This is a genomic window from Mesorhizobium sp. AA23 (assembly GCF_001672435.1).
Classification (GTDB): Bacteria; Pseudomonadota; Alphaproteobacteria; order Rhizobiales; family Rhizobiaceae; genus Mesorhizobium.
Map to the genome: position 1 here is coordinate 12,238 of NZ_LYTP01000014.1, position 13,783 is coordinate 26,020.

The window sequence follows — 13,783 nt, forward strand, 5'->3', positions numbered from 1 at the left end:
CGGTTCGATTTTCTTAAAGCGTCGTCAAACCTTTGTCGCCAAATAGCGCTCATCTGCTACCATAGACCCAAAAGCATGTGACGGGAGGGACTTCACATCATGGCCAGCCTGAAAACCGCAAGCCAGCCGAAAAAAACCAGTCCGGCAAAAGGAGGCGCGGCAAGGGCAGGCGAAAAGCCCGGCAGGCTCGCCGACTATCTCCTCGCCCGCACGCCGGCCGAAGACATCGCCGCCTATGACGTCGCCGACCTCGAACGCGCCGCCGATCTCGCCGGCCGGGCGGTCGCCAGGCACAGAAAGGGCGATTGCATCATTGCCATAGACGTGGATTCCGGCGTGACGCGCCAGGGCCGGCCGATGACGGTCATCACCGTCGTCAACGACAACATGCCGTTCCTGTTCGATTCCATCCTCGGCGAGATCACCGAGAGCGCCGGCGAGCCGCTTTTGGTCACCCATCCCGTTATCGTCGTCCGGCACGGCAAGAGCGGCATCGAGGAGATCCTCGGAGACGGCGGCTCCGTCAAGGGCGAAACCAGCCATGACCGGCTGAGCGTCGTCCACGTCCATATCGGCCGCCTTTCGGCGGATCAGGCCGAAGCCCTGGCCGGCCGCCTGAAGAAGCTGCTGGACCAGGTGCGCGCCGCCGTCGCCGATTGGAAGCCGATGCTTGCCCGGCTCGATCAGGCCATCTCGGAATTCCGCTACGCGCCGGTGCCGCTCGACAAGGCGCATGTCACCGAGGCGATCGCCTTCCTCGAATGGCTGCGAGACGACAATTTCACCTTCCTCGGCATGCGCGAGTTCAACTACACCGGCGGCGAGAAGAGCGGCATGCTGGAGCGCGCCGACAAACCCGGCCTCGGCATCCTCGCGGATCCCGACGTCCTGGTTCTCAGGCGCGGCACCGAGGCGGTGTCGACAACGCCGGAGATCCGCGCCTTCCTGCATGGGCCGGAACCGCTGATCGTCACCAAGGCCAATGCCAAGTCCCTGGTGCACCGGCGCATCTATCTCGACTATATCGGCGTCAAAACCTACACCGCCAAGGGCGTGCTTTCAGGCGAGCTGCGCATCGTAGGCCTGTTCACCTCGACCGCCTACACGCGTTCGGTGATGAAGATCCCCTATCTGCGCTCGAAGGCCGAGACGGTCATCGCCAAGTCCGGCTTCAATCCGCATGACCATTCCGGCAAGGCGCTGATCAACGTGCTGGAGAGCTATCCGCGCGACGAGCTGTTTCAGGTTCCGGTGCCGATCCTCAGGAAGCACGCCGAAGCCATCCTCGGACTGATCGAACGGCCGCGCGTCAGGGCGCTGGTGCGGGTCGACCAGTTCGACCGGTTCGTCTCGATTCTCGTCTTCGTGCCGCGCGACCGCTACGACAGCGTCGTGCGCGAGAAGATCGGCACCTACCTGAAGACAGTATTTCAGGGCCGGCTGTCGGCATATTATCCGGCCTTCCCAGAAGGCGGGCTGGCGCGTGTGCATTTCATCATCGGCCGTTCCGGCGGCAAGACGCCGAAGGTCGAGCCGGCAACGATAGAGGCAGCGATCCGCGACATCGTGCGCACCTGGGACGATGCGCTGCGCGAAGCAGTGTCGGAATCGGGCGCCGATGCAACGCTTACGGCAATTGCCTCGCGCTTTTCGGAAAGCTATCGCGATTCGTTCTCGCCGGCCGTGGCGCTGGCCGATGCAGGACGCATCGCCAGGATCGATGCGGCCAATCCAATCGCCATTGACTATTACCGCCATGCCGACCAGAAGCCGCACCAGGCGGCGCTGAAGATCTATCACCACGGCAGTCCGGTGGCGCTGTCGCGGCGCGTGCCGGTGCTGGAGAATATCGGCTTCCGCGTCATCAGCGAGCGCACCTTCGAGGTTGGCGACGAAGCCTCCGGCATGGTGTTCATCCACGACATGGAGCTGGAGAACAGCTACGGCAAGCCGATCGACCTCGGCGACGGCGCGCTGTTCGAGGATGCCTTCCTGTCGGTCTGGCGCGGCGACGTCGACAATGACGGCTATAACGGCCTTGCCCAGACCGCGGGTCTCTGGTCGGGCGAAATCACGATCCTGCGCGCCTACGGCCGCTATTTGCAGCAGGCCGGTATCCCGCAGAGCCAGGATTTCATCGCCGCCGCGCTCAACCGCTATCCGGAGATCGCGCGCGGCCTGCATCAGCTGTTCGTTGCCCGCCTTGGCCCTACGGCCGAGACCGAGGGCGTGGTCGCCGCCAAGCACCTCAAGGCCAAGATCAAGGACGCGCTGGAAGAGGTGCCCAACATCGATGACGACACCATCATTCGTCGTTATCTCAACCTGATCGAAGCCTCGCTGCGCACCAATCATTTCGTTGCCGATACGAAAGACAAAGGACAGTCGCTGGCGATCAAGCTGGATTCGCAGGCGGTCGACGGGCTGCCGGCGCCCCGCCCCTGGCGCGAGATCTTCGTCTACGGCTCGGAGGTCGAGGGCGTTCATCTGCGCTTCGGCCCGGTGGCGCGCGGCGGCCTGCGCTGGTCTGACCGCGCCCAGGACTACCGCACCGAGGTGCTGGGTCTGGTCAAGGCGCAGCAGGTCAAGAACGCGGTCATCGTGCCGGTCGGCGCGAAGGGCGGCTTCTATCCGAAGAAACTGCCGATGAGCGCCGGCCGCGACGCGATCTTCGAGGCCGGCACTTCGGCCTACAAGAATTTCGTCTCCAGCCTGCTTTCGATCACCGACAATATCGGTGTCGACGGCATCATCCCGCCGGCCGGCGTGGTGCGGCGCGACCAGGATGATCCCTATTTCGTCGTTGCCGCCGACAAGGGCACGGCGACCTTCTCCGATACGGCCAACGCCATTTCGGAGACGCACAATTTCTGGCTGGACGACGCCTTCGCCAGCGGCGGCTCGGCCGGCTACGACCACAAGAAGATGGGCATCACCGCCAAGGGCGCCTGGGAAGCGGTGAAGCGGCATTTCCGCGAGATGAACCGCGACATCCAGACCGAGCCCTTCACGGTCGTGGGCGTCGGCGACATGTCGGGCGACGTGTTTGGCAACGGCATGCTCCTGTCACCGGCAACCAAGCTGATCGCCGCCTTCGACCACCGCGACATCTTCATCGACCCCGACCCGGACATGGCGGCCTCGCTGGCCGAGCGCCAGCGCATTTTCGCGCTGCCGCGCTCGTCGTGGCAGGACTATAACAAGTCAAAGCTGTCGGAAGGCGGCGTCATCGTCTCGCGCAGCCTGAAGTCGATAACGCTGCCGCAGGCGGCGGCCGCTGCGATCGGCCTCGCCAAGACCACGGCAACGCCGGTCGAGATCATGAACGCCATCCTCAAGGCGCCCGTCGATCTTTTGTGGTTCGGCGGCATCGGCACCTATGTCCGGGGCTCCGGCGAGACCAATGCCGATGTCGGCGACCGCGCCAACGACGCCATCCGAGTCACCGCGCTCGACGTGCGCGCCAAGGTCATCGGCGAGGGCGCCAATCTCGGCGTCACGCAGCGGGCGCGAATCGAGTTCGGCATGAAGGGCGGCCGCTGCAATTCCGACGCCATCGACAATTCGGGCGGCGTCAACTGCTCGGACGTCGAGGTCAACATCAAGATCGCGCTGGCGTCCGCCATGCGCAAAGGCTCGCTGGCGCGGCCGGCGCGCAACAAGCTGCTTGCCGAGATGACCGACGAGGTGAGCACGCTGGTGCTTTCCAACAACTACCAGCAGACGCTGGCGCTGTCGCTGGCGCGCAAGCGCGGGCTGGCCGACATCGCGCACCAGGCGCGCTTCATGACGGCGCTCGAAGCGCGCGGCCTGCTCGACCGCGCCGTCGAGACGCTGCCTTCGCCGGCGGCGCTTGCCGAGCGCGAGGCTCGCGGCGAGCCGTTGACCAGGGCCGAGCTCGGCGTGCTGCTTGCCTATGCCAAGATCGTGCTCTTCTCCGACATCGTCGCCAGCGACGTGCCGGACGATCCGCATTTCGACCGCGATCTGATGGGCTATTTCCCGGAGCGGATGGCGAAGAAATTCGCCGGCGAGATCCGTGCCCACCGGCTGCGGCGCGAGATCATCGCGCGCGTCGTCGCCAACGATCTCGTCAACCGCGGCGGGCCGTCTTTCGTCAACCGGCTGCAGGAAGCGACGGGCCGCACAGCGGGCGCCGTCGTGCGCACTTTCGCCCTGGTGCGCGACGGTTTCGCGCTGCCTTCGCTCTACAAGGAGATCGATGCCCTCGACAACCAGATCGACGGCCAGACGCAGCTCGATCTCTACCAGGCAGTCAGCCGGCTCATCTTCATGACCAGCGGCTGGTACCTGAAGAACGACCTATCCTCCGCGCCGCTGGGCCAGCGCATCGCCGACTTGCAGGAAGCGCGCATGGCTTTGGAGCCGAAGCTCATCTCGCTGCTGCCGGCCTTCTCACGCGAGCGGATCGAGGCGCGGCGGCACGACCTGACTGAGGGCGGCGCGCCCGACAAACTTGCCGAAAAGCTGGCGCTGGCCGAGGTGAGCGACCTGATCCCGGACATCGCGCTCACCGCACGCACGGCCAATGCCGATATCGTCAGCGCCGCCAGGGCCTTCTTCGCCGTCAGCGACGCTTTTCGCATTCCACGCGTCGAGGAGGCCGCGCGCTCGATCATGCCGCCGGACTATTACGACCAGCTGGCGCTGTCGCGCGCGACCGACACGATCGGCGCCGCAAGGCGCGGCATCGCGGTCGCGGCGCTCACCGCCCACGGCCAGGCGGTGGATCCGGTGGCGGCCTGGCTGGAAGCCGGCGGCGAGCAGGTCGGGCGCATCCGCGAGCGGCTGCAGGCGCTGACCGAAGGCGGCGACATCACCGTGTCTCGGCTGTCGGTGGCGTCCGGCCTGATGAGCGACCTGACGGGGATGTAGGTTTACCCTGCCCCTTGCGGGGAGGGTCGCTGCGAAGCAGCGGGGCGGGGCTCGGCGCCACCCCCATCCGGACCTGAGGTCCGACCTCCCCAGAAGGAAGAGGTCGCGGCCGGCGCTCTTGTTCCCGCTGACGCGGAGTGGAAACGCGCAAGCCACCGAGCGGCGGCGCCGTGCTTGTTCATTTGCATCGCCGCCCGAAAACATGCAGACATGCGCGGGTCGCGGGCGGACGATGCCGGAGGGGACATGGCCGAAGTAGCAGTGCAGCGGGCAACGGGGCGCGGCATCTGGGGCTGGATGTTCTTCGACTGGGCGGCGCAACCCTTCTTCACCGTCGTCACTACCTTCATCTTCGGGCCATACTTCGTCTCGCGCATGGCGAGCGACGCCACAACCGGGCAGGCTGCCTGGGGTTACGGCATCGCTGCCGCGGGTCTTGTCATCGCGGTGCTTTCGCCGGTGCTCGGCTCGATTGCCGACCAGACCGGGCCGCGCAAGCCATGGATCGCCTCCTTCGCAGCGATCAAGATCATCAGCCTTACTCTGCTTTGGTTCGCCGCGCCCGGCTCCAGCCTGTTCCTGATCGTGCTGCTCTTCTCGCTCGCCTCTGTGGCCGCGGAATTCTCCACCGTCTTCAATGATTCCATGATGCCGCGCCTGGTGCCCAAGGAGGATATCGGCAAGATCTCCAACATCGCCTGGGGACTCGGCTATCTCGGCGGCATGGTGGCCTTGATCTTCGTGGTGCTGTTCCTGGCCGGCAATCTGGAAACCGGCAAGACGATCATCGGCCTCGACCCGCTGTTCGGGCTCGATCCTAAGCTCGGCGAGGACGCGCGCTTCACCGGGCCGATGTCGGCCGGATGGTACTTCCTGTTCATCCTGCCGATGTTCATCTTCACGCCGGACGCCATCAAGGGGCTTTCAATGGGCCCGGCGGTGCGGGAGGGCCTGTCGGAATTGAAGTCCACGCTCTTCGAGGTGCGCAAGCGCGTCGGCATTTTCCGCTTCCTCGTCGCCCGCATGATCTATCAGGACGGCGTCAACGCGCTCCTGGCGCTCGGCGGCACCTTTGCCGCCGGCATGTTCAACTGGTCGATCACCGAGATCGGCATGTTCGGCATCATCCTCAACGTCGTCGCGATCTTCGGCTGCTGGATCGCCGCGCGCCTCGACACCGCGCTCGGATCGAAGGCAGTGGTGATGATTGCGCTGATGCTGCTTTTGCTGGCTACGATCGGCGTCGTGTCGACCGGGCCAGGCTTCACGCTGCTCGGCCTAATACAGCTGCCCACCACCGATTCCGGCGGCCTCTTCGGCACCGCGGCCGAAAAGGCCTACATCCTCTACGGCCTGCTGATCGGACTCGCCTTCGGGCCGGTCCAGGCCTCCTCGCGCTCCTACATGGCGCGCAGCGTCACGGCCGCCGAGTCCGGCCGCTATTTCGGCATCTACGCGCTGGCCGGCAGGGCAACGAGCTTCCTGGCGCCGTTCCTGGTGTCGACGATCACGCTGGCCAGCGGCTCGGCACGGCTCGGCATGGCGGTGATCGCGCTGTTCCTCGGCCTCGGCATGGCAATCCTGGTCAGGACGCCATATCCGGCGGACAAGCCGGTGGAATAGCGCTCTCCTTCTCCCCTTGTGGGAGAAGGTGTCGCCGAAGGCGACGGATGAGGGGTGCTGGACGGAATGAGGCGGCGGCAATTTCAAGCGCATTGCCAAGCTGGAACACCCCTCATCCGTCTCGGCGCTAAGCGCCGATCCACCTTCTCCCACAAGGGGAGAAGGGAAGAAGGGCCCTCAATGCCTGAAGTGCCGCACGCCGGTGAACACCATGGCGATGCCGTGCTCGTCGGCGGCGGCGATCACGTCCTCGTCGCGCATCGAGCCGCCGGGCTGGATCACGGCCGTGGCGCCGGCCTCGATGGCCGACAGCAGGCCGTCGGCGAAGGGGAAGAAGGCGTCGGAAGCGACGACCGAACCCCTGGTCAGCGGCTCGGCCAGGCCAGCCGCCTCGGCAGCGTCGAGCGCCTTGCGGGCGGCGATACGCGAGGAATCGACGCGGCTCATCTGGCCGGCGCCGATGCCGACGGTCGAGCCGTCCTTGACGTAGACGATGGCATTCGACTTGACGTGCTTGGCGACGCGGAAGGCAAATTTAAGGTCGGCCATCTCGGCCGGAGTCGGCGCGCGTTTCGTCACCACCCTGAGCTCGAGGTCGTCGACCACCGCATTGTCCCGGCTTTGCACCAACAGCCCGCCGGCGACCGATTTGGCGACCGTGCCGTCGGCGCGCGGGTCGGGCAGACCGCCGGTGACCAGAAGGCGCAAGTTCTTCTTCGCCGCTATGATCGCCGCGGCCTCATCGGTGGCATCGGGCGCGATGATGACCTCGGTGAAGGTCTTCACGATCTCTTCCGCTGCCTCGGCGTCGAGCATGCGGTTCATGGCGACGATGCCGCCATAGGCCGAGACCGGATCGCAGGCCAGCGCCTTGGCGTAAGCCGCCTTCAGCGTCGCGCCCTCGGCGACGCCACACGGGTTGGCGTGCTTGATGATGGCTATCGCCGCTGACCGGGTCGGATCGAATTCACCGACCAGCTCGAAGGCGGCGTCGGTATCGTTGATGTTGTTGTAGGAAAGCTGCTTGCCCTGCAGCTGCCTGGCGGTCGCGACGCCCGGGCGCTTGTCGCCGGAGAGATAGAAGCCGGCGCCCTGATGCGGGTTCTCGCCATAGCGCATCACCTGGTCCAGACGGCCGCCAAAGGCCCGCCAGGTCGGATGCTCGATTTCGAGCGTGTCGGCAAACCAGCCGGAGATCGCCGCATCGTAGGTCGCGGTGCGGGCAAAGGCCTTCGCCGCCAGCTTCTTGCGGAAATCGAGCGACAGCGAGCCGAGATTCATCTCGAGCGCGTTGAGCACCGAGGCATAGTCGGCAGGGTCGGTGACGATGGCGACATAGGCGTGGTTCTTGGCCGAGGCGCGGATCATCGCCGGGCCGCCGATGTCGATGTTTTCCACGATCGAGGCGTAGCCGGCGCCAGAGCGGCGGACCTCCTCGAACGGGTAGAGGTTGGACACGACGAGGTCGATCGGCTGGATGTGGTGGTCGTGCATCGCTTTCGCGTGCTCTGGGTCGTCGCGCACGCCGAGCAGGGCGCCATGCACTGAGGGATGCAAGGTCTTGACGCGGCCGTCCATGATCTCGGGAAAGCCGGTCAGCTCCGAAACATCGCGTACGGCCAGGCCGGCCGCGGCGATCTCCTTCGCGGTGCCGCCGGTGGAGACCAGCTCGACGCCGGCGGCGGCAAGGGCTTTGGCAAAGTCGATCAAACCGGTCTTGTCGAAAACAGAAAGCAGCGCGCGGCGAATCGGAACGAGGTCGGGCGCCGGAATGTTCTTGGCGGGGACGGCCATGGCTGGCGGCCTTTCAAGGCTGGTTGGGAACGTTCGCGGGCCGTAGCATATGAGGCTCGGAAATCAAGCGCGCAACTCGGGTTCCTTGGCCGCGAATCAGTTGTTCTCGGGATAGCCGGCGACGGCGGCGCGCGTCAGCTGCCAGTGCACCTCGGCGATCTCCGAGGCCTTGAAGGCAAGCACGATCTGCCGGCTGCGGCGCGGTCCGCCGAGCCCGGCGAAATAGATCGATTCCTCGATTTCCGGCGCCACTTCGGCACAAGTGAACACCCAGGTGTCGCCCTGGGAGGCCGCCAGGGTCAGGCGGCCCTGCTCGTCGTGCAGCAGGCCGATGTCGGGATGGATATGGAAGCGCACGGTGACGAAATCGCGGCCATTGTTGCGGATCGCCGCACCTCCGGGGCGAAGGAAGCGGTCGCGGCCGGTCAGCACATTGCCGTTCTCCGCCAGCTTCACCTCCCGCTCGTGCAGCAAGCCGAAGCGCGCGGCATAGCCGTCGTGGCGCGCGACAAAGCCCTGCACACCCTTCTGGTCGATGCGCTTGCAGGGCACGTGCTGCGGGCCGCCGATCAGCGGCGAGCCGAGTAGGTCGCTGACCCGCAACGAGTGACTGAAGCGCGCCGAGGACGTGTCGTTGACGGTGGCGGTCGAATGCGCGGCGGTGGCGCGGGCGAGCGGCCGGAATTCGGCGGCGCCATAAGTGTCGATGCCTGCGTTGACGATGAAATGCTGGCGCCCGGAGGAAAGCTCGAAGGCGAGGCAGCCGGCATGCGCCGCGTTGGAGATGTCGACAGGCGGCGGCAGGCCGGTGTCGGCAATCACCGTGACGCCGCCCATCGACAGGCGCTCATAGCCGGAATGGGGCGCGTGCAGCAGCGGCGCGCCGACCGTGTCGTCATGACGCAGGATGGTGGCAATGCGATCGTGGATGGTGGCGCCCATGCCGTTGAAGCGGGCAAGGCTGCCGTCCTGGTGGCGGAAGAAGCGCAGCGCCGGCAGCATGCGGTCGATGGCATTGATCAGCGCCGGCGGCGGCGCCTCGGCCTGGTTGGCATAGGTCTGGCGCAACGGCAGAAGGTCGGCCAGCAATTCCAGCACCGTCATCGGGTTGCGCGAGATGTGACCGCCGTCCGGCAGGATCTGGTGGTCGAGCTCCTCGGCCAGGTTGCGCGTGGCGGCGCGCAGCGCCGAGGCCGGCGCGGGTAGCGACAGGGTGGAGAAGGCGAGCGCGATGCGAGCGCGCAGCCTGTCCTTGCCGTCCGGCATCTCGCGCGCCATCGATCTGAGATAACGGATCTGCATGGCGAGCGATTTGAGGAAGGCGCGGTAGAACGGGAATTCGGCGCCTTGCAGCACGACCGAGGAATGCTGCAGCCAGGCAATCACCCGCTTGGCTGTCGTGCCAGGCTCCCAGGCGACGCCCGATATCTGGTTGCCGTGCATGACGATCCAGTCCGAGACCAGGGCGCGAGCATTGGCGGCGGCGAGCTCGGTGCCGGCAGCGCGCATATGGCGCAGCCAGCGGAAGCCGTGCAGCGACTTTTGCCAGCCGCGATTGGGCACATTGATCTGGAAAGGCGATTTGCCGCCGGTCTCGACCATGTGGCCGGACAGCGGATAGCGGCCATAGTAGATTTCGAGCGCGATCTGCGGGTCGGCGAGCCTCAGATCCGGCGGCGCGATGAGGACGCGCTCGGGCGTGCGGCCGGAATAACGCCAGCGATAGATAGGACCGGCACGAAGGCGCCGGCGCGTTTTGCGCCAGAACTCCCTCGCGACAAGCGTCCAAAGACGCGTCGTGCTGCCGGCAGCAAGTGCCAAAACCCCTCCTGATAGTCGTCAGCCCCTAAGCACAAGCTTATATGATTCAAGAACTTATGCGAAGGCGGATTCCACGAAGTGAACCCCTTCACGCGGCCATGACCTGGGCATCGCTAAAAAAGTCGGCAAGATTTATGCAATAACGTCCTAAATCGTCCTTCTCATCCGGGCGGCAAAGAAGCCGTCGAGCCCCGAAACCCCCGGTGAATTCAGCACCAAATCGGCGGGGGTGGTGCGCAGCGTGCCATCGGGCGTGAGGAAGGGATCGAGGCCGGCGAATTCACCCGCTTGGATCGGATCGGCGATCACGCCGCGAGTTCCGGCAAGGAAGACGCGATAAAGCTCCTCGCCCTCGATCGGGTCGAGCGAGCAATTGGAAAAGACGAGCCGTCCGCCCGGTTTGACGAGAGTGACGGCGTGAGCGAGCAGGCGCCGCTGCAGCGTGGCGAGCTTCTCGACATCGGCCATGGTTTTGGTCCACGGCACGTCGGGATGCCGGCGCACGGTGCCGGTCGAGGAGCAGGGCGCGTCGAGCAGCACGGCGTCGAACGGCTCCGCCGGCCGGTAGTCGAGCAGGTCGGTGTGCGCCAGTTCGGCCGAAAGGCCGAGGCGTTTTAGGTTCTCACCCAGCCTGGCCAGCCGGTTCTTTGAACTGTCGACGGCGGTGACGTTCGCGCCGGCGAGGATCAGCTGGGCCGTCTTGCCGCCGGGCGCGGCGCAAAGATCGGCGATGCGTTGTCCCTCGATGGCGCCGAAAAGGCGCGCGGGCAGGGCTGCCGCCGCATCCTGCACCCACCAGGCGCCGTCGGCGAAGCCGGGCAGATCGGTGACGCCGGTCTGCAGCTTCTCGACGCGCACCGTGCCGGTCGGCAGCACGATACCGCCCAGCTTCTCCGCCCAGAGCGAAGGGTCGGTTTTAACGGTGAAATCGACCGGAGCCTCATGGCGATGGGCAGCAAGAATGGCCTCCGCCCTGGCGGCGCCATAGGCTGTGGCCAGTCGGTCTGCGAACCACTGGGGCGCCTCGGTCGTCGCGGCGAGCGTCGGCGCCAGCTCGGCGCCCTTGGCACGCGCCAGCGAGCGCAGCACGCCGTTGACGAGACCGGAGAAACGCAGCGTGCGTGGGTCGGACTTGGCGTGGGTGACGGCGAGGTCGACGGCGGCGCTGTCGGGGATGTCGAGAAACAGGATCTGCGCGGCGGCCACGTGCAGGATGTGCGAGAGCACGGTGGCGTTGGCCGGCAACGGCCTTTCCAGACGCCTTGCAAGCAGTCCGGCAATGGTCATGCGGTGGCGCAGCGCCGTGACCAGAATGGCGCGCACCAATGCGCGGTCGCGCTGGTCGAGCGCCTTGTATTGCGGGTGGCCGTGCTCGTTGTCGGTCAGGCCGTCGAGCGGGGTATGGGCATCGATGACGGCGGCAAGCAGGCGGGCGGCCGCCTTGCGCGCCGCGAGGCCGGCGACCGTTTCGCTCGCACTTGCGTCACCTCTGCCTTGGGTTTGCGGTCGGCGCTTCGCTCCGCTCACGACCACGGACCTTTGGATCCTGTGCCGCGGGGGCCGGTCGGGTTGCGACCCCAGGGATTGCGCTTCGGCCGCTCCGGCTCGGCCGGCTGGCTCCATGGTCCTGCCTGCGGGTCGTCCGGCTGGCCTGGCGCAGGGGCTTCGCGCCGCGCGGCTTGGGCGGCACCGCTCATCTCGCGCGCCATCTGCTGCAGGGCGGCGATGCGGTTCTCTGTGCTCGGGTGGGTTGAGAACAGATTGTCCATGCGCTCACCGTGCAACGGATTGATGATGAACAGATGTGCCATCGCCGGATTTCGCTCGGCATCCGGATTGGGAATGCGCTCGGCGCCGCGCGCGATCTTGTCGAGCGCCGAGGCGAGCCACAACGGATTTCCGCAAATTTCGGCGCCGCGCCGGTCGGCCTCGTATTCGCGGGTGCGGCTCACCGCCATTTGCACGATCATGGCGGCAAAGGGCGCAACGAGCATGGCGACAAGCACGCCGACGAAGCCCAGCGGATTGTTGTTTTCGCGGCTGCCGCCGAAGAAGAAGGCGAAATTGCCGAGCATCGAGATCGCGCCGGCAAGCGTCGCGACAATCGTCATGGTAAGCGTGTCGCGATGCTGCACATGGGCGAGTTCATGCGCCATCACCGCCGCGACCTCTTCGTGGCTGAGCCGCTCCAGCAGGCCGGTCGATGCGGCTACAGCGGCGTTTTCGGGATTGCGGCCAGTGGCGAAGGCGTTCGGCTGCGGACTGTCGATCAGATAGGTCTTCGGCATCGGCAGGCCGGCCTGCTTGGCCAGCGCCTCAACGATCGCATAATATTCGGGAGCGTTCCTCTCGTCGACCTCGATGGCGCGGTTCATCGACAGCACCATCTTGTCGGCATTCCAGTAGCTGAACAGGTTCATGCCGGCGGCCAACAGCAAGGCGATCACCATGCCGCCGGTGCCGCCGATCAGAAAGCCGACGCCCATGAACAGCGCGGTCATCGCAGCAAGGAGCATGGCGGTGCGAAGCGTATTCATCGTCTCTTCCGTCTGGCGTGGTGGCGAATAGGGGTCGATCCTGCCATTGTCATGGCTATATGATGGGAAAGGCCGGTCCCCGTTTCAATCGGCAGGAAGCATCGCATGACCGATCAACCCAACAAAACCGAAGGCGCCAAGCCGCAAAGGACGCTGTCGCCTGAGGCGCAACGCGCATTGGCGGAAGCGGAAGCCAGGCGGAAGGCATACCGCGAGGCGGAAGCCCGCCTGCCGAAAGAGTTCGGCGGACGCGGCGGCAAGGAACCCGGGCGCTACGGCGACTGGGAGGTGAAGGGTCTGGCCACTGATTTTTAATGACACTCAAGGCGCGTCGCGCTGAAGCGGATTCAGGCGACGCGCTTTAAGTCATTGTTCGTGCTGTCGTCTTCGCAAAACCGCTGCACACCGCGACATGCATCAGGCCGCGTCGCGCTGCGGCTCGATGATCATCCAGCCATCGTCGTCAGTGGCGACGCCGAGCGCATCGTAGGTGGCGATGCTGGCGTGCTGCGTCACGACCGGATGGACATGCGTGGCGCTGATCACCATCACCGAGGCGCCGGAGGCTTCGCCCGCGGCGATGCCGGCCGGGGCATCCTCGAAGACGAGGCAATCGCGCGCCTCGACGCCGAGACGCTTTGCCGCCAAAAGAAAACAGTCGGGCGCCGGCTTGCCGCGGGTGACGTCCTCGGCCGAGACCATGATGGCGGGCACCGGAATGCCGGCCGCCGCCATACGCAGCAGCGCGAGTTCCCGCGGCGCCGAGGTGACGACCGCCCAGCGCTCCGGCGGCAGCGACTTGAGAAACGCCACAGCACCCGGAATGGGAACGATGCCCTCGAGGTCGGCCGCCTCGGCCTCGAGCAGCGCATCGGCTTCCACGACGGGATCGACGCCGGGAAGCTTCAGCGCGGCGATGGTCTCGATCGCGCGCTTGCCGTGGATAGTCGGCAGGAAGCTCGCGACGTCGAGGCCGTGACGGCGAGCCCACTTGGTCCACACGCGTTCCGCCGCGGCGATCGAATTGAGGACCGTGCCGTCCATGTCGAAAAGGAAAGCGGCGAACTTTCTGCCTGGGAACATCGGATATCCTGGGGGAATCGTTTTCGGGG

General features: G+C 66.0%; 8 protein-coding genes. 3 read left to right on the forward strand and 5 right to left on the reverse strand.

Translation table 11 applies throughout. From position 1 onward, the window contains the following. Positions 1–99 precede the first annotated feature (99 nt). Together A9K66_RS15375 and A9K66_RS15380 are read left to right on the forward strand one after the other, a co-directional pair. Complete coding sequence (locus A9K66_RS15375) at positions 100–4,896, forward strand: NAD-glutamate dehydrogenase (RefSeq protein ID WP_067324933.1); 4,797 nt, start codon at positions 100–102, stop codon at positions 4,894–4,896. A gap of 246 nt (positions 4,897–5,142) precedes the next feature. Further along, the gene (locus A9K66_RS15380) at positions 5,143–6,519 is read left to right on the forward strand and encodes an MFS transporter (protein ID WP_067324998.1); all 1,377 of its coding nucleotides are present in this window, start codon (positions 5,143–5,145) and stop codon (positions 6,517–6,519) included. A 177-nt stretch (positions 6,520–6,696) separates the two neighbouring features. Here the strand turns inward: A9K66_RS15380 and purH are convergent, their stop codons facing one another. From purH to htpX, 4 genes are all read right to left on the reverse strand, one after another. Next, a complete protein-coding gene (gene purH, locus A9K66_RS15385; RefSeq protein WP_067324935.1) occupies positions 6,697–8,313 on the reverse strand; it encodes a bifunctional phosphoribosylaminoimidazolecarboxamide formyltransferase/IMP cyclohydrolase in 1,617 nt (538 codons plus the stop codon). A gap of 96 nt (positions 8,314–8,409) precedes the next feature. Continuing rightward, positions 8,410–10,134: a heparinase II/III family protein gene (locus A9K66_RS15390; protein ID WP_067324937.1), complete on the reverse strand. Its 1,725-nt coding sequence runs from the start codon at positions 10,132–10,134 to the stop codon at positions 8,410–8,412. A gap of 147 nt (positions 10,135–10,281) precedes the next feature. After that, positions 10,282–11,667 carry an RsmB/NOP family class I SAM-dependent RNA methyltransferase gene (locus tag A9K66_RS15395; RefSeq protein ID WP_245307539.1) on the reverse strand — a complete coding sequence of 462 codons (1,386 nt, stop codon included), beginning with the start codon at positions 11,665–11,667 and terminating at the stop codon, positions 10,282–10,284. After that, on the reverse strand, positions 11,658–12,671 hold the full coding sequence (gene htpX, locus A9K66_RS15400) for a zinc metalloprotease HtpX (RefSeq protein ID WP_067324939.1): 1,014 nt from the start codon (positions 12,669–12,671) through the stop codon (positions 11,658–11,660). The genes A9K66_RS15395 and htpX overlap by 10 nt, the downstream gene beginning before the upstream one ends. A gap of 105 nt (positions 12,672–12,776) precedes the next feature. Between htpX and A9K66_RS15405 the strand changes: the two genes are divergently transcribed. Continuing rightward, positions 12,777–12,986: a DUF1674 domain-containing protein gene (locus A9K66_RS15405; RefSeq protein WP_067324941.1), complete on the forward strand. Its 210-nt coding sequence runs from the start codon at positions 12,777–12,779 to the stop codon at positions 12,984–12,986. A gap of 102 nt (positions 12,987–13,088) precedes the next feature. Here the strand turns inward: A9K66_RS15405 and A9K66_RS15410 are convergent, their stop codons facing one another. Then, complete coding sequence (locus tag A9K66_RS15410) at positions 13,089–13,754, reverse strand: HAD-IA family hydrolase (protein WP_067324943.1); 666 nt, start codon at positions 13,752–13,754, stop codon at positions 13,089–13,091. Positions 13,755–13,783: the final 29 nt, after the last annotated feature.

What these genes read in the sequence shown, in the direction of transcription:
- A9K66_RS15375 (WP_067324933.1), top strand. Translation starts at nt 100, where the DNA reads ATGGCCAGCCTGAAAACCGCAAGCCAGCCGAAAAAAACCAGTCCGGCA.
- A9K66_RS15380 (WP_067324998.1), top strand. Translation starts at nt 5,143, where the DNA reads ATGGCCGAAGTAGCAGTGCAGCGGGCAACGGGGCGCGGCATCTGGGGC.
- purH (WP_067324935.1), bottom strand. Translation starts at nt 8,313, where the DNA reads ATGGCCGTCCCCGCCAAGAACATTCCGGCGCCCGACCTCGTTCCGATT.
- htpX (WP_067324939.1), bottom strand. Translation starts at nt 12,671, where the DNA reads ATGAATACGCTTCGCACCGCCATGCTCCTTGCTGCGATGACCGCGCTG.
- A9K66_RS15405 (WP_067324941.1), top strand. Translation starts at nt 12,777, where the DNA reads ATGACCGATCAACCCAACAAAACCGAAGGCGCCAAGCCGCAAAGGACG.
- A9K66_RS15410 (WP_067324943.1), bottom strand. Translation starts at nt 13,754, where the DNA reads ATGTTCCCAGGCAGAAAGTTCGCCGCTTTCCTTTTCGACATGGACGGC.